The organism is Bacillus cereus group sp. BfR-BA-01360 (genome assembly GCF_022663595.1).
Lineage (GTDB): Bacteria > Bacillota > Bacilli > Bacillales > Bacillaceae_G > Bacillus_A > Bacillus_A cytotoxicus.
This window is the reverse complement of sequence record NZ_JAKUFV010000002.1, coordinates 20,146-36,240: the sequence shown is the minus strand read 5'-3', so window position 1 is coordinate 36,240 and position 16,095 is coordinate 20,146. Positions and strand designations below refer to the sequence as shown.

Genomic DNA, 16,095 nt, shown 5'->3' with positions numbered 1-16,095 from the left:
GCTACTATATGTTTCCCTGTTATTTTCATATATGTAAACACAAAAAAGAGCAAGGGTGGTTTCCCTCACTCTTTCTTATGATAGCCATTTGGGCGGCATATTTGTATTCCAATAAATATCCCCTAACTCATGATGCGCTATATACCCATCATCAAAACGATGATAATGGAAGTTGAAATAATATCCATCTTGCGGTGGATGATCACGTCTTACATGGAATCGTAATAAGTCAGTTCCTGTTTTCGTATCATACACATGAAAAATCTTTTCGTTATTTCCACCAGCTGGTTTTTGTGAAATTGCTAACGATTGCAATGACTCTTCCGGTACATCGTGTGCAAGGTTAGCAATCGCTTCCTCTATTTTAGGTAAAATAATCTCTTTAAACTCATCTTCAATTACAGGTCCAATTTTAGAACCAAACTTTTGCATAGATTGTTTTTCAGCTTCTTTCATCGCATAAGTAATAAAAGATTCTGGTGTTAGCCGTTCATCATTTTCTTTATATGTATAGGACGTTTGCTCCAAATTTTGTTGCCTAGTAGGCTTGTCCGCTGCTTTTGTATTGTCAAGCAAAATGGAAGGAGGCGTCACTAAACCAAATGTAAATACAGTGATTAATACGACTAACGTTTTTCTAACCCAATTTGGCATCTTCATTCCCTCCCCTTTTACTCATTACCATTTATATAACGATTATTTCTTCCATTATACAAAATGATTTTAATTTTTGCACTTTATAAATTTATTGGCATCTCTATAAGCTTCAATTGAATATGGAATTGTAAGATTTCATACACTATATATAACAACAACTAGGAGGGGATGTAATGACTCTAGACGTCATATACTCCGGCATTAGTATTGTCATTCTACTATATTTTATCTATCAGTCCATTACAGACTAAAAGAGCCGTTTTCGGCTCTTTTTCTATGGCAAAAATAGAATCCAACCTACGATGACGGCAATTAAAATTCCTACAACAATTGCTGGTAATAGATAAAATTGAGCAAGAACCACTGTTGCATAAATCAAAATTGCTGGAAGCAATAAATACTGCGTCGCTCTCCATTTTAGCAATAATACTTTGCCCTCTTCACAGTATAAATGAAGAAACATTTTCTTCGTAAACTCATGCCAATAATCATGTGAGTAATGCAAAATAGCAAACAATGCAAAGATAAGAATGATGATTGTAATCCACCACGGTGTTCTCATTATACTAATTGTACTTATAAAAACAATCTGCCCATAAAACCTCAAAGAACTTCCGGTACGAAAAAATTCTTTTAAAAAAGATTCTACAATACGTGCATCAGATTCTTTTCCTAAAAATTTTTTAGAACGAGGAAACAACCACGGCTTTTTGCTCGAACTGCTCGGATTTGTCACATGCCCGCCAACTTGCATAATTCCCCTCGTCCAGCGCATACTTTCTTCCTTTTCTTTCTCAATTTCTTTAAAAAAGTACTTCTTATAATTCGCTTTTTGTTTTATGCATGCTACGCTAATCAAAACTGGTACTATAATAAATATAATGGAATAAACAGCGCTTTTTAAAATAAAAAATATGCCGCATCCAAGATAAATGAAACAAATAAAAAATAGCAAACTACTAACCATCCATAAGACCCATCGTTTCCCAATACATACATTTATATACCGTACTAATAATGACAACATAAATCGAAAAACAGTACAAAATCCCCATACTAATACAATTTGTAAAGGTGATGCTCCTATATTTTTCATACATAGCGGTAACATAAATATGATTAAGATAACATTTGTTATACTAATCCGAACAAACGTATATAACATGCCATATCGCATTAATTTTTGCATATGTACTGGATATTGAATAAAAAATAAACAATCCGCCCGTTCCAAAAACGATCGTACTCCTCTCGAATAGATAATGCAATAAAACATAAATACACCAAGCAGAAAATAAGTAGTCTCTTCCATTGCTATTTCTCTTGTCCATAGCGACCGATAATAGATTCCACAAAATATAAATGCTGGAATAATTAAATATAATGCAACTGTCCAATCTGTCACAGAGCGTATCGATTTCCATTTTCTATGCAATTCGCTATATAATCGTTTCTTAAATTGTTCTTTTATCATGTTGTTCCCGCCTTACAATCGCATCAAAACAATCTAATAGTGGACTTCCTGGCATTTCTGCTAATGCTTGAATTGCTTCTAAATGACCATCTGCTACTAAAGTACCTTGTGAAATAAGAAGAAATCTTTCACAAATTCTTTCTGCTGTATCTAGTACGTGTGTACAGAGTAAAATTCCAACGCCGCGCTCTTTTTCTTTATATAAAAAGTTTAAAAACTCTTTTGTTGCGACTGGATCTAAACCGATAAACGGTTCATCAATGATATAAAAGTCTGGCTCTGTTAAAAACGCAAGAATAAGCATTGATTTTTGCTTCATCCCCTTTGAAAACTTAGATAAATATTCATGCTTGCGTTCTTCCATCCGAAACGTATGTAGTAATTCGTTTGCCTTCTCTTCCCAGCTTCCGACTTCACAGCCACGTGCAGCCATTAATAGTTCAATATGTTCCCAAAGTGTTAAATAATCATAATAGGTTGGCTGTTCTGGTACATATGCATATGGATTATTCTTTTTTCCAAATGATATTTCACCCTCCATATTGGTAAGCAAACCTAGAATCGATTTTATCGTTGTACTTTTCCCAGCTCCATTTGCACCAATCAGTGCAACTAACTCACCTTGTTTCATCGAAAAAGCTATATTACGGATTATTTTTTCATCTGTTTCATATCCAGCTGAACGAATATTAACTTGTAACAAATATTTCCCCTTCTTTCTCACTTCAATAAACTTAAGAAAATCATAACACATTCTCTATTAAAACATCACTTTATACATCTATTTTAATCATTATTGTTCTACAAGAAGGAAAAATCATTATTTAATAGAATATATGGAGTTTATAGTTATAAATCAAGGAGTTGATTGTATGGCATTTCAAATTCGAGAAGCAAACATAAATGATATTCCATCACTATGTTCACTAACAAAAGAGCTAAAAGGCTCAACTATTTCTCACAAAGATATGCAAACTAGATTAGAATTTGTTAAGTTCAGTCCATTTGATTTCCTATATGTGTATGAAGAAGATGATAAAATACACGGTTTCTTCGGGTTTCGCATACGAGAGAATTTGGAGGATGTCACACGCTATGGAGAAATTTCCATTATTAGTGTTGATTCCACATCACGAAGAAAAGGAATCGGACAAATTTTAATGGCGTATGCTGAGCAATTAGCCAAAGAGCATAACTGTATTGGAACCTGGCTTGTCAGTGGTACTCAAAGAACAAATGCTCATCCATTTTATAAAAAATTAGGATATGAGATAAATGGATATCGCTTTGTGAAACATTTTTAAATTACGATTCGAAAGGAATAATCATGATGAAACATATTCAAGCTATCTTTATCGATCGTGATGGAACAATTGGTGGCGATCATACAGTACGCTACCCTGGTGCTTTTACTTTATTTCCATTTGCACAAAAATGTTTACACGCACTTAAAAATCAAAATATTAAATTATTTTCTTTTACAAACCAACCAGGCATCGCTGAAGGAAAAGCAACTACTGAAGATTTCATTCAAGAACTCACCGCATTTGGTTTTGATGATATTTATCTTTGTCCCCATAGACATAATGATGGATGCACATGCCGTAAACCAAGTACTGGCATGCTTCTACAAGCAGCCAAAAAACATAATTTAGACTTAACAAAATGTATCGTGATTGGTGATCGTTGGACAGATATCGTCGCAGGTGCAAATGTTCACGCGAAAACGATTTTAGTACAAACTGGAGCTGGATATGATGCTTTGCACACATATCGTGAGAAGTGGGCACATATTACACCAAATTACATTGCGATCAATTTTGAAGACGCTGTAACGTGGATTCTCAACCAATCATAAATATATACTTATTTCAATAAATAAAGCTCAACTTACAATTTTTTGTACGCTGAGCTTCTTAACTATATATACAATTTTAAAATGTTAATTCATAATGAAAATAACGATTATCTCGTAAATATCCATTTTCCGCATATAATCGTTGCGCCGAGAAATTATTCATTTCTGTCTGTAATTTTAAACCTTTTGCGCCATGTTCTAACGCGAATTTTCTCGCTTCATCTAATAGTTTTTTGCCAATACCTGCTCCGCGTTTATGAGCTTGGACAAATAAATCATTTAAAATCCATAGTCGCTTCATTGAAATGGATGAAAAAGAAGGATATAACTGTGTAAAGGCAAGATATTCTCCGTTTTCAACTGCGACAAAAATGACAGATTCTTTTCCTTTCATCCGATTTCGTAAAAAAGATTTTGCTTCCTCCACATTGGATTCTTGTCCATAAAACATACGATAATTATTAAAGAGTTCTGCTACCCCGTCTAAATCTGCAATTGTCGCTTCATATATTTTCATTTTTCTCCGCTTCCTTTCCAATATTCTTTCATAATATCCGTCGCCCACTTAGGCTGAATGATTTTTTCATGCGGGATAAATTCCTGCATAACAGGCTTTATATCCAATATAGGAGTCCCATCAATCGCATCTAGGCCCTCAACTACTACTATTTTTCCTTCTTTTCTTACGAATTTGACAATTGTAGTCCCTAATCGATTCGGTCGATTTTTCCCGCGTTGTGCAAAAATACCTACTTTTGGATACTTCTTATTATTACGTGGATGCCTTGCTGCATATTGAATTTGGTCATCCTTTACTTTATGAAAATAGAAGATAATCTCAATATGTGAAAAACTCTCAATCCCCTGTATACTTTCTTCAGAAAAGAAGTCTGTTAATATAATGGTAGATTTTGTTTTTCCCCAATCGTCATCCTTTATCATCTTTCTTTCATTTTGTACAAAAGCGATAGGCCGAAGTGAAAACATTTATATCTCCCCTTTTTGTAACCCCTTACATTATAAAGTATTTTCTGAATGTTTTCCATATATATAATTATATAGTTTACATAACATTATTATCGAATTTCCATTACATAAAACTATATTTCCATTCCCCCCCTCTTGAGAGACTATTTTTATTACACACATTTAAATTATTATATTTTATTTTTATTGTGTAATTTTAATATAATAAATAACATTTCAAGAATAATAAATAAATCCTTTTTATTTATACAATTCCAGTTAAACGATAAATACCAATCACTACAAAAACAGCTAATGTTTTAATAATCGTGATAGCAAAAATATCGCGATAAGATTGTTTATGCGTCAATCCCGTTACTGCCAATAATGTAATAACTGCTCCATTATGAGGTAATGTATCCATACCTCCTGCTGCCATTGAGATGACTCTATGCATAACTTCAAAAGGAATATGATATTGCTCAGCTGCTGCCATGTACTTTTCTGCCATCGCACTTAATGCAATTCCCATTCCCCCTGATGCTGATCCAGTAATTCCAGCAAGAACATTTGTCGTAACAGCTCCATTCACAAGTGGATTCGTAAATGTTGTCGAAATTCCATCCCTAATCATTCCAAACCCTGGAAGAGCTGCAATCACGCCGCCAAATCCGTATTCGGCACCTGTGTTCATAGCTGCAAGTAATGCACCGCCAATACTTGCGTTTAAACCAGCTTGGAATCCTGTAACTAAACGTTTCCAATTTAAAATAATCGTTGTAACAATTCCAATTAATAAAGCTAATTCCACAGACCAGACTCCTAATACAGCCGAAAGTTCTACTTTACCAAAATCTTTTAATCCTATCATTGTAAAATCAAAACCTTTTGGATACCATATCGGGATCCATGCTGTAAAAAATTTATTCATGACTCCTACTAATATAAGTGGAACAAATGCAAGCACTTGTCGAAGAGGCGTAATTTCAGAAACTTGAATGGCTGTTTTTATATTTTGTTTAGGTTCTAAACTAGCTGCCATTTCTGGAGCTCCATCTCCCAATCCATCATATCCTTCTCCATTTTTAGCAGCTTGTTTGCGCCGTCTTTCCAAGTAAAGCATACCGACCACAAAAACAAAAATTGCTCCGATTGTCCCAAGAACGGGTGCAGCATAAATATCTGTTTTAAAAAATGTAGTTGGAATCACATTTTGAATTTGTGGTGTTCCTGGAAGAGCATCCATTGTAAACGTAATAGCTCCAAGAGCAATTGTTCCTGGTATTAATCGTTTTGGTATGTTTGCTTCACGAAATAAATTCGCTGCAAATGGATAGACTGCAAATGCAACTACAAATACGCTAACCCCACTATATGTCAAGATTGCTCCCATAAGAACAATGGCAAGCATGGAACGTTTCACACCAACAAATTGAATAATTGTCTTTGCAATAGATTCAGCAATACCAGACATTTCTACTACTTTTCCAAAAATTGCTCCAAGCAAAAAAACTGGAAAATATAACTTAATAAAGCCAACCATTTTCTCCATAAAAACATTAGAGAAAAAAGGAAGTACATGGCTCGGTTCGGTTAATAATACGGCAAATAATGCACAAATTGGTGCAAATAATATAACTGAAAACCCACGATAAGCAACAAACATAAGCATACCGAGTGCTAATAAAATAATAACTAATTCCATCTTCTCCCTCCTTTTTCATTTCCACGGAAATATTTTAAAAATTTTCAGATTTTTCAAGAACTACTAACCAGTGGGTCATATTGGTAATCAAAAGAGATTTGATATAATTTCTTCACTTCATCGTAGGATGGAATACGTGGGTGATTACTCGGACTTCCGCTAGCTAATGCATCTTTTGCCATTTTTGAAAGGGCATTCATAAATTCAGCTTGATCAATCCCATACCCTCTTAAATTAGGAATATGAAGATCAAAGCAAAGTTTCTTTATTTCCAAAATGATATGATTTGCAGCTTCTTCATCAGAATACGAACGTAACTCTGCATTTATATGTCGCCCGATGTCTGCAAAACGCTTAATAGCACAAACTTTTGTGAAATCTAAAACAGCCGGTAATAACATTGCATTCGATATCCCATGAGGCACATGAAACAATGCTCCAAGCGGACGGGACATTCCATGAACTAATGTAACTGAAGCATTTGAAAAGGCAATCCCAGCTTGTAATGATGCAATCATCATCGCTTCTCTAGCTTCCATATGATTGCCATCTTCATAAACAATGCGCAAATATTTCATAATACTTTTCATCGCTGAAAGTGCAAGCACATCTGTAAGCGGTTGTGAAAATCGAGAAATATAAGCTTCCATTGCATGACATAACGCATCTATTCCTGTTGCTGCCGTAATATGAGATGGTACAGAGCGTGTTAATTCCGGATCAATAATCGCTACTTGTGGTATAAAGTTTGGATGCTTAATCATCATCTTCACATCTGTTTTTTTATTTGTAATAACAGTAACACTTGTTACTTCAGAACCAGTGCCAGATGTTGTTGGAATCGCAATAAGTGGCAACGATTCACGTTTTATACTTACATAATTTTGTACGTAATCTTCAATCTTACCTCCATTTGTGGCTAAAACAGCTACAGCTTTTGCTGCATCAATACAACTCCCGCCGCCAAGCCCAATAATAACGTCACATTTTTCCTCTCTACAAATCCTTAATGCTTCTGACACATGCACATTTGTCGGTTCAGCATTTACATTATTATACGTAACGACTTCTATCTTATTTGCTTTTAGCTGCTCTATACATACATCTATATAGCCGAGTTTTCCCATAATAAAATCGCTAATAATAAAAGCCTTCCTTCCTAATTTACTAGCTTGTCCCCCTAATTTTTCAAGCGAATTTCTTCCGTATAAAACAATCTTTGGCATCCGAAATTCCGCTACTTCTTGCAAATGTCTCACCTCTTTTTCATTGATTCATCATTTATGATGTGAAATTTTTCGAACCCTATATTTCCTCTTACTAAACAATCTTGATTTATATATTAGTAGATTCTTGTTAAAGGATAAAATGTTATTGCGGAAAAGATAGCAAATAAGGCGAAAATCAGTGCAAATGACCTAACAGAATAACCAGGATAAAGAACAAACATAATTAAAATAACTAACTCCTACTATACCTTTATATTTAACTGAAAATTCAATCTTTTATTAATGAATTTTTATTAAATCACACTCCCTTCCTACTTTGCTACAAAATGTTCCTAATAGAAAAATATACTAATTAGTATTCGATTCTATATAGAAAAATCCCTTTAAACGAATTTGCATCATATATTTCCCTTTATACATAGCACCTGCAATTCTTCGACATCTTTTATACTATTTTATATATAGGAAATATACAAACACTACAAATATGTTATATGATAAAATAAAAGTTCTCTTCCTCTCACTTTTTAAATACTGAGCCATCATCTATCCTTACTTTTAAAGTATAGACATTCCTATATGATGGTATTAATTTAACAGAAAAAATGGTGAAATAGATGTCAATTACGCTCATTTTTATAATCATTTTTACAATTATTATTCATGCAGTTGAAACAAGCTCATACAGCATTCGACTTGCTGGTGTTCGTTTAAAGAAAATCGCTGTTGCATTATCTGTAGTGGGTATGGTTTTGCTCATCTCTCGAACTTCTAACTTACTGCAAGCTTTTTTAATAGGCGGAATTGTAGATCAGGCTAAACTTGATTCTTCAATTGATTTAGAAAAGGTGATTCGCCTCGTTCTATTATCCGCTTCTTTTGGGACATTACTTGCTATCATTTTATATCCAACATTAACGAAATTATTTGGATATGTGATTCAAAACTTCGAAGCGGATGGCTCATTTATACGAATGATGAAAACAAATAATATACAAAAGCTAAAATACACAAAAAAGTATGTTCGTTTTCCAAAATTTGAAATGATTCACCGTATGCGTATTGGGGGAATTCCAAAACGCATTATGCTCATTAATATGTTTGCAACCGCCATTTATACAGCTGGTGTTCTGTCTGCTTTATATGCATCTTTTTTAAATCCAACGTATGCAACAAATGCTAGTACAGCTTCTGGCCTTGTGAATGGATTTGCTACTATTTTATTAACCGTACTATTAGACCCACGTATCGCTCTTTTAACAGAACGCGCCCTTCAATCAGAAAATGGTGCAGAGATGATGAGTAAAATGTATGGTTGGCTTATGATTTCTCGACTGCTTGGTACATTGTTAGCACAGCTTTTATTCGTACCGGGAGCATATTGGATATTATGGATTATTGAATTCATGCATTAAACAAAAAGGTGCTTCTCATATTTGGAAGCACCTTTTTCTTACTTTAAAAAGTAAGTAACAGCCGCCGCAAATAAATCTGCCTTTTCATAATGCGGTGTATGACCACATTCTTCCAAAACAATGACTTTTCCGTTTTATACATTCTGATGAAATGCTTGCACTTGCTTTTCACAAGTTACTACATCATACTTTCCTACCATAAGTAACATAGGATTTTTTACAGTTTTTAATTTTGATAGCAATGATGTATGACATGCGTCTTCTTCTGAAGTCCAATATTTGAATTATGATTTTGATTATGACTAGAAATCTTTTCATATACTGCATTATAAAGTCCATTCTCTTTTATAAAGCTTTGAAAAATATAATTTTCTCTTCTTAGAATTGACATAACATTAGGATTATCCTTCTCTCTTAACCAATACCATTCATCTACAATTTTATCCTTAAAGTGATTTAATACTTTAGGTTGTCTCTATCCTTTCATAACAGATATATCTTTAAGCTTTTCATCTCTATTCATAATATAAATTAGACGGGAAAAACTCCCGTCTGCTCCTTTCCTCCCCTATTTAATTGATTGTTTCGGAAAACTCCTCTTTTGCATTATCTTTCTTTTCAACTAATCTGCCAGTTAAAACTCCCAGAGTATCCACTGTTGCTGCTGCGAACCCACCAACAATAATAAGTGTTCCTGCAGATAAGATAGAAGATAAGGCTCCAATAATAGATGTAGAAACTGGCTCCAATCCAAAAGAAATTCCACGAGCAATGCTATTCACCCGACCAAGTAAGTGATCTGGAGTAAAGAGTTGAAGAGAACTTCTGTATAATGTTGATGCAGGACCAGCAAATAATCCACTTAGAAAGTAAAAGCCACAAGCTGCAAGCAGATTTCCACCCAATCCAATTAAAGCTAAAGAAATATCACTTAACAAGAACAACATGAATAAGCCCGCAAGAGAATTTGCTACTTTCTTTGGAACTACTGGTAATATTAAAATTCCTACTACTAACCCTATACCGAAACTACTAGACATAAATCCTAAATTTTGCGCTCCATTTCCTGCAATATTTTTAGCAAAAAGTACAATTCCTACAGAGTATATGCCTAATACAAATAAATTAGCTAATGCAAATGTTGGTAGTAATACTCTTAAACGTCTTTCACTAATAACCCATTTAAATCCCTCTTTTAAATCTTGTACCATATTTTCCTGGGTTTCTCTGTTTGGTGGAAGGGTAGGTAAAAGTGAAAAGAAGATAATACTTACAATAAATAAGCATCCTATAATGATGAAGGCTCCCATTGATCCTACAGAAGCTACAACAATTCCAGCAATTGCAGCTCCTGCACTTAAAGAACCGTACTCTAACAACTGAATCCAACGGTTAGCATTTATAATTTCAGCTTTTGGTAAAACTAATGGTACTAGGCTAGCACCAAGAGGTAACCTAAGTGCATCTAGCGTTCCTAAAATTATCGCTGTCCCTATCCATAAAGGTAAGTAAAACCATTCATTAATGATTAAGCATGCTATCAATAAAGCTACTAAACTTACAGATCCAGCAATAATCATTCCCATTTTCTTACGCTCATATCGATCAGCGAATACTCCACCAATAAATAGAAGAATTCCTCTCGGAATTGACCAAGCCGCTAATACTAATCCTAATGAAAAACCGCCCATTTCTTGTGCAACTGTCCAGCTTAATGCAACAATTAAAAATTGATCTCCCAAGTAAACACAAGCTTGACTAAAAAATATTGCAATAAATGAGCGATTCAAAAACAAAGATTTGGTGAAGCTGCTATCATTTTTCACTTTTGTTTGCTCCTTTTCTATTTCAACGTTAATGGTTTGAGATTACATATCGAACAATCAGAAAGTTTAGGCATATCATGATATTTTTGTTCAAATGTAGTGAAATTAATTTCAAACAATTTATTTTCCGTAAGCAATGAACCCAACTTTAGCGTATAACGTAAATATTCATATGATAAATAATATGCAAAGAACATACACGAAGGACCTAGAGCTCCATTTGGTGAATTTACTTCATTGTTTCTTATATACTCTAATTCTTCTACAAGTTCTGGAGAATTTATAAGATCATGATTAATTCTACATTGATAACAAGAACAATTAGGTGTGACTGAATAAGCCGTTCCAATTGAACATCCAATACTTGCTCCCACCATTGGAATTTCTTTTTTTACACAAACTTCATTTATCCAAAAGTCAATATAACCATTTGGTTTATCAGCTAAACAAAATACAAAATCAGGATTTACTTGATGAATTATGTCCTCTACATTATTTAATGAAGAAACTTTACAATCTATAACATCAAACTTAATATCTGGATTAAAATCCATAATACGTTTCTTTGCCATCTTTGTTTTTAATTCTCCAACAGTAGATGTAGAATATAAAACTTGTCTATTCAAATTACTTAGTGCGATTTGATCAAAATCAACTGCTGTAATATGTCCCACTCCCAATTCAGTAAGTGCCATACAAATATTTGAACCTATTCCGCCTAAGCCGAAAACTAAAACTTTGCTATCTTTTAAAACTGCTTGATAGTCATACCCATTCATTCCTTTCGAATGAGATAGAGTATTAAAAAAATTAATATTAACTGAATATCGTTCTAAATCATTTTCAGAAAGAGATTCATTTGGAGATATATTCATATCTTCTATGTAACCATTTTCTGCAAGAAGATTGATACTATCTATAATTTCTTCATATGAAAAAGTTTCACTCAACTGATGAGAAATTTCTTCTATTGTATAACTTCCATTTAACAATTTAATTAATGGTTTAAAATATTGATTGGGATCTTCAATTTCAATAGCATGTTGAGAGCCACCACCAATCCGTACACGACCATTTAAATAAAGAACTTGATGAATCAATTTGATTCTAGGTTTACTAGTATTTTGTAACATTTTTATTCCTCCTTTTATTAATATAGTATTTCAAATTATTATTAAACAAAATGAAGTTGTTCCAAAAGGATACTTTCCACCAAACAAAATACCATATATAAGTTTATTTATAATACCGCTCACGTATATATAGTATCCAAAAAGGGTGTCCCATAACTTCCGGGACACCCTCATCTTGCTTGCAAAATTATCGTGGTAAAGTTACAGATTTGATTACAGCTACTTTTTTAATGTTCATCTTTTTCATTATTCCCACCACCTTCATTATGTAGTACAAGTTATCCTTGCACAATTGAGTATACTATTCAGATTATTAAACCGCAACACTTAACTGAATTTTCTCAATATTCTTAAATATAATTTGTGATAATATTGAGAAAATCAGAATTTTTATTAGCAACTGATATACTAAAAAAGATTCATTTTCTTAATTGCTCTCAGACTGTAGACAAACTCGATGAAAATCGAGCTTGTCTATAGTTTTTTAGATATAAAACCTAATGTTCACCCGAGTCCTGCCCACGCTAACCCTTTTCCAACTCCTATTGCGGTTGCTTTTAGGGCACCTTTCCATGTATATCCCTTATTTCAATTTTTATATAAATACTTACCGAAACCAACTGCAACAAGCCACCATGGTATCCGGATCTACATTCATTACTGGATTAGTTTCTGTATACGTATAACCATTTTGTGTGACTGGATTATCCTCATCACCCAGATCAGAAGTCTACTGAAATAAATATACCATGCTCTGGGTGATAGTATCTCGCAATCAAGTAATACATACCAAATACAAGGGTATTAAAAGTGTAGACTTTGATATCATTCAAAATCCATTCGGCGTATCTCCTATGAATACAGGTATCCTTTACCTAGAAATCGGAACTAAGAAGCACACTGTTCGCAATAGCCCAGATTATAATATCAATGCGCTTTAAAAAACAATTCGTGACAGATTGAAGTAAATATTAGTACTCGAAAGGCGGCTTACGGATGGTCTTCTTCTTTTTGTTTTTAGAAGTAATCTTCTTAACTACGAAAACTTAAGTTGTACCGTAGATACCATCTTACCATTAATAAGATAATATCAGGTTGATATCGTTTCCACTTGAATAGATTTTACTTTTCCATACTGATCATCACGTCTTTTTTTTTAGAATACTAGTATCAGTATGTAAAAGTTTGGGAGATTACTTCCAGATATTTTAAAGTTTTTGCACCAGAACCCTAGAGAATAGACGCATGCTGAGCACACACAAAAAGGTGCTTCCAAATATAAGAAGCACCGTTTCTTACTTTAAAAAGTTAGTAACAGCCGCCGCAAATAAATCTGCCTTTTCATAATGCGGTGTATGACCACATTCTTCCAAAACAATGACTTGTCCATTTTGTGCATTCTGATGAAATGCTTGCACTTGCTTTTCACAAGTTACTACATCATACTTTCCTACCATAAGTAACATAGGATTTTTTACAGTTTTTAATTTTGATAGCAATGATGTATGAAATGCACCTTCTTCTTTCAATCTGGCAAAATGAATCTCAGAGCGCTTATAAAACTGCTCCCATTCTACTTCACTATACAGACTATAGTCTGTTTCATCCTCCCCATAATCATATATTTCCATTCTTTTCTCTCCTAATTCATTGCTTAACTTTACATACGCTTCTAATAATTCAGCTGAATTTATATCACTTTCCGAAATAGCTATACATTCTTTCCCTATCTTTTCCTTGCCGTACTTGATTAACAGAGCACCCGTCTTTTTTAATAAAGCTCTACTTGTTAAAGAAAAATCAAAAGTAGGTCCTTCAAAAATAATTTTTTGAATAGATTGCGGGTATAACGTTGCGTATAACAATGCTAGAAAGCCGCCAAATGAATGTCCAATAACAGACCATTTCTCAATCTGCAACATTTCCCTCAATTCTTCACAATCCTCAATGATATCTTGTAAGCCAAATTGTTCTTGTTTTTCAATTTTCGCTGAACGTCCTGCCCCGCGTTGATCAATCGCAATCAGTTGAAACGAATCTTGTAGTCTATGCGCTTGATGATACGTAAAATCAAAACACATCTCTCCAGGCCCTCCATGTAAATATAAAATGGGCCTATTCTCAGAAGAACCGTATATTTCAACATATAATAATTTCCCTCTAATATTCATTTGCTTCCCTTTTGGAAAGAAAGGATGTTTATGTTTCACCTTGCATTCCCCCTTTTTACATTTAGAGAAAGCATTAAATCGCATTATTAACTGAATTTTTAAACACACCAAGTTAAATAATTCCAATTACATTCAAAAAGACAATGACAATTGCAACTGGTGCAACAAATCGAAGTAAAAATATCCAACAAGTAAATAATCCTTTCGTATAATTCCCACCAACAAAGAACTCGGCTTCCAGCACCTTTTTCTCCATTTTAAATGATACAAAAATACTAATTAATAATGCACCTAGCGGCATTAAAATGTTACTAGATAAAAAATCTACTGCATCAAAAATATTCTTATTACCAATTGTGATATCGCTCCATACTCCAAACGACAGTGCTGACGGTATACCGACTAGGAAAATAGCCCCTCCAATCATCCAAGATAATTTCTTTCTTTTTTCTTGCTTACCATTCGCTACAGCTGAAACAACTGTTTCTAGTAAAGAGAACGCCGAAGTTAACGTTGCAAATGTAAATAATGCAAGAAATACTGTTAAGAAAAAACTTCCAAATGGAATTTGACTAAACACAGATGGCAATACGATAAATAGTAACCCTGGTCCTTCAGCTGGTTCCATTCCTAGTGAAAATACAGCAGGAAAAATAGCAAGCCCAGCAAAAAGAGAAACAAATAAGTTTAACCCAACAATTGTTATCGCCGATTTTGGCAAGCTTTCTTTTTTATTTAAATAGGAGCTATACGTAATCATAATAGAAATACCAATACTAATCGCAAAAAATGATTGTCCCATCGCAAACAAAATACTTTCGGATGTAACTTTTGAAAAATCAGGCTGTAGAAAGAATGTAACTCCTTTCATTGCATCATCAAGTGTTAAAGATCGAATAATTAAAGCAATAAATAAAATAAAAAGCGCTGGTAACATATACTTACTTGCTTTTTCAATCCCATTTTGTACCCCTTTTGATACAACCCAAATCGTAATAAACATAAAAACAAAATGACCAGCAATGGCCCAAGCAGGGTTCCCAATTGTTTCTGTAAATAGCGAACTATAATTTTGTTGCGAAGTAATAAGTTGTCCCGTCACCCCTCTAAATAAATAGATTAATACCCACCCACCAACAACACTGTAAAAAGAAAGTAGAATAAAACAAGTACCAACACCAAGGCGACCAATCCAGTGCCATCCCGTGTTTGGTGCAATGCTTTGAAATGCACCAATTGCCTGTTTTTGCGTACTACGACCAATCATAAATTCCGCTACTAATAAAGGGAGCCCAATCAATACCGTGAATAATATAAAAATTAAAAAGAATGCACCCCCTCCGCTCTTTCCAGCTATATAAGGAAACTTCCATATCGCTCCTAACCCAATAGCAGAACCTGCTGCTGCCATTATAAATCCTAACTTTGACGTCCATTGCTCCGTCTGTTTCATCTTCTTTCCCCTCCCAAATCACTTTATATTAATAACCAAATTTCATTGACCAATCTAAAAGCAACCTCCATTTTCTTCTCTATAATAAAAAATGGCCTAACATCTCTTTTTATCAAGAGACGCTAAGCCATTTACTTAACGCGGTACCACTCTTTTTGATTCCATTATGAATCCACCTTAGTAGCAATCGTATGATTACAAACCTGTT

The 16,095-nt window shown here is 33.8% G+C and carries 14 protein-coding genes, 4 pseudogenes and 1 other annotated feature (1 of these 19 only partly in view); of the genes and pseudogenes, 3 read left to right on the top strand and 15 right to left on the bottom strand.

Features of this window, described 5'->3' with window-relative positions:
* Positions 1 to 75: 75 nt before the first annotated feature.
* The 3 genes from MR056_RS02000 to MR056_RS01990 all read right to left on the bottom strand — a co-directional run bounded on the left by MR056_RS02000 (position 76) and on the right by MR056_RS01990 (position 2,834).
* On the bottom strand, positions 76 to 654 hold the full coding sequence (locus MR056_RS02000; protein WP_012094121.1) for a YpjP family protein: 579 nt from the start codon (positions 652 to 654) through the stop codon (positions 76 to 78).
* Positions 655 to 931: 277 nt separating this feature from the next.
* Positions 932 to 2,131, bottom strand: coding sequence for an ABC transporter permease (locus MR056_RS01995; protein ID WP_087098577.1), 1,200 nt, complete (start codon positions 2,129 to 2,131; stop codon positions 932 to 934).
* Positions 2,112 to 2,834: an ABC transporter ATP-binding protein gene (locus MR056_RS01990; protein WP_087094858.1), complete on the bottom strand. Its 723-nt coding sequence runs from the start codon at positions 2,832 to 2,834 to the stop codon at positions 2,112 to 2,114. Before MR056_RS01990 ends, MR056_RS01995 begins: the two co-directional genes overlap by 20 nt.
* Before the next feature lie 169 nt (positions 2,835 to 3,003).
* Between MR056_RS01990 and MR056_RS01985 the strand changes: the two genes are divergently transcribed.
* Both MR056_RS01985 and MR056_RS01980 read left to right on the top strand, forming a co-directional pair.
* A complete protein-coding gene (locus tag MR056_RS01985) occupies positions 3,004 to 3,435 on the top strand; it encodes a GNAT family N-acetyltransferase (protein ID WP_087098575.1) in 432 nt (143 codons plus the stop codon).
* A gap of 26 nt (positions 3,436 to 3,461) precedes the next feature.
* Entirely contained in the window at positions 3,462 to 3,989 is a 528-nt protein-coding gene (locus MR056_RS01980; protein WP_087094857.1) for an HAD-IIIA family hydrolase, read from the top strand.
* Between the two features lie 76 nt (positions 3,990 to 4,065).
* Here MR056_RS01980 and MR056_RS01975 read toward each other — a convergent pair whose 3' ends face one another.
* The 4 genes from MR056_RS01975 to MR056_RS01960 all read right to left on the bottom strand — a co-directional run bounded on the left by MR056_RS01975 (position 4,066) and on the right by MR056_RS01960 (position 7,919).
* Complete coding sequence (locus MR056_RS01975) at positions 4,066 to 4,506, bottom strand: GNAT family N-acetyltransferase (protein ID WP_012094116.1); 441 nt, start codon at positions 4,504 to 4,506, stop codon at positions 4,066 to 4,068.
* Positions 4,503 to 4,976, bottom strand: coding sequence for an SAM-dependent methyltransferase (locus MR056_RS01970; RefSeq protein WP_012094115.1), 474 nt, complete (start codon positions 4,974 to 4,976; stop codon positions 4,503 to 4,505). The genes MR056_RS01975 and MR056_RS01970 overlap by 4 nt, the downstream gene beginning before the upstream one ends.
* Before the next feature lie 244 nt (positions 4,977 to 5,220).
* Positions 5,221 to 6,660, bottom strand: a complete 1,440-nt coding sequence (locus MR056_RS01965; protein WP_087098573.1) for a GntP family permease — start codon at positions 6,658 to 6,660, stop codon at positions 5,221 to 5,223.
* Between the two features lie 53 nt (positions 6,661 to 6,713).
* Positions 6,714 to 7,919, bottom strand: coding sequence for an iron-containing alcohol dehydrogenase (locus MR056_RS01960; protein ID WP_041809664.1), 1,206 nt, complete (start codon positions 7,917 to 7,919; stop codon positions 6,714 to 6,716).
* 587 nt (positions 7,920 to 8,506) lie between these two features.
* On the opposite strand from MR056_RS01960, the gene MR056_RS01955 reads away from it, so the two are divergent.
* Positions 8,507 to 9,304 (top strand): lipid II flippase family protein, encoded by a 798-nt coding sequence (locus tag MR056_RS01955; RefSeq protein WP_012094112.1) that lies wholly within the window; start codon positions 8,507 to 8,509, stop codon positions 9,302 to 9,304.
* A 38-nt stretch (positions 9,305 to 9,342) separates the two neighbouring features.
* On the opposite strand, the pseudogene MR056_RS01950 reads toward MR056_RS01955, so the two are convergent.
* The 8 genes and pseudogenes from MR056_RS01950 to MR056_RS01925 form a co-directional block, all read right to left on the bottom strand.
* Positions 9,343 to 9,567, bottom strand: a pseudogene (locus MR056_RS01950) (alpha/beta fold hydrolase); the annotation flags it as partial.
* A pseudogene (locus MR056_RS22515) lies at positions 9,531 to 9,755 on the bottom strand (hypothetical protein); the annotation flags it as partial. The pseudogenes MR056_RS22515 and MR056_RS01950, both read right to left, overlap by 37 nt.
* Positions 9,756 to 9,876: 121 nt before the next feature.
* Positions 9,877 to 11,130, bottom strand: a complete 1,254-nt coding sequence (locus MR056_RS01945; RefSeq protein WP_012094110.1) for an MFS transporter — start codon at positions 11,128 to 11,130, stop codon at positions 9,877 to 9,879.
* A 17-nt stretch (positions 11,131 to 11,147) separates the two neighbouring features.
* On the bottom strand, positions 11,148 to 12,263 hold the full coding sequence (locus MR056_RS01940) for a HesA/MoeB/ThiF family protein (RefSeq protein WP_012094109.1): 1,116 nt from the start codon (positions 12,261 to 12,263) through the stop codon (positions 11,148 to 11,150).
* 640 nt (positions 12,264 to 12,903) lie between these two features.
* Positions 12,904 to 13,054, bottom strand: a pseudogene (locus MR056_RS22345) (RHS repeat-associated core domain-containing protein); the annotation flags it as partial.
* A 247-nt stretch (positions 13,055 to 13,301) separates the two neighbouring features.
* Positions 13,302 to 13,406: pseudogene (locus MR056_RS01935) on the bottom strand (IS6 family transposase); the annotation flags it as partial.
* 152 nt (positions 13,407 to 13,558) lie between these two features.
* Entirely contained in the window at positions 13,559 to 14,434 is an 876-nt protein-coding gene (locus MR056_RS01930) for an alpha/beta fold hydrolase (protein WP_087094983.1), read from the bottom strand.
* A gap of 112 nt (positions 14,435 to 14,546) precedes the next feature.
* Positions 14,547 to 15,887, bottom strand: a complete 1,341-nt coding sequence (locus tag MR056_RS01925; RefSeq protein ID WP_087098571.1) for a sodium-dependent transporter — start codon at positions 15,885 to 15,887, stop codon at positions 14,547 to 14,549.
* A 112-nt stretch (positions 15,888 to 15,999) separates the two neighbouring features.
* Positions 16,000 to 16,095 (bottom strand) — a binding site (T-box leader); it runs 154 nt beyond the window's last position.

What these genes read in the sequence shown, in the direction of transcription:
- MR056_RS01940 (WP_012094109.1), bottom strand. Translation starts at nt 12,263, where the DNA reads ATGTTACAAAATACTAGTAAACCTAGAATCAAATTGATTCATCAAGTT.
- MR056_RS01925 (WP_087098571.1), bottom strand. Translation starts at nt 15,887, where the DNA reads ATGAAACAGACGGAGCAATGGACGTCAAAGTTAGGATTTATAATGGCA.
- MR056_RS01955 (WP_012094112.1), top strand. Translation starts at nt 8,507, where the DNA reads ATGTCAATTACGCTCATTTTTATAATCATTTTTACAATTATTATTCAT.
- MR056_RS01980 (WP_087094857.1), top strand. Translation starts at nt 3,462, where the DNA reads ATGAAACATATTCAAGCTATCTTTATCGATCGTGATGGAACAATTGGT.
- MR056_RS01975 (WP_012094116.1), bottom strand. Translation starts at nt 4,506, where the DNA reads ATGAAAATATATGAAGCGACAATTGCAGATTTAGACGGGGTAGCAGAA.
- MR056_RS01995 (WP_087098577.1), bottom strand. Translation starts at nt 2,131, where the DNA reads ATGATAAAAGAACAATTTAAGAAACGATTATATAGCGAATTGCATAGA.
- MR056_RS01970 (WP_012094115.1), bottom strand. Translation starts at nt 4,976, where the DNA reads ATGTTTTCACTTCGGCCTATCGCTTTTGTACAAAATGAAAGAAAGATG.
- MR056_RS01930 (WP_087094983.1), bottom strand. Translation starts at nt 14,434, where the DNA reads ATGAATATTAGAGGGAAATTATTATATGTTGAAATATACGGTTCTTCT.
- MR056_RS01965 (WP_087098573.1), bottom strand. Translation starts at nt 6,660, where the DNA reads ATGGAATTAGTTATTATTTTATTAGCACTCGGTATGCTTATGTTTGTT.
- MR056_RS01985 (WP_087098575.1), top strand. Translation starts at nt 3,004, where the DNA reads ATGGCATTTCAAATTCGAGAAGCAAACATAAATGATATTCCATCACTA.
- MR056_RS02000 (WP_012094121.1), bottom strand. Translation starts at nt 654, where the DNA reads ATGCCAAATTGGGTTAGAAAAACGTTAGTCGTATTAATCACTGTATTT.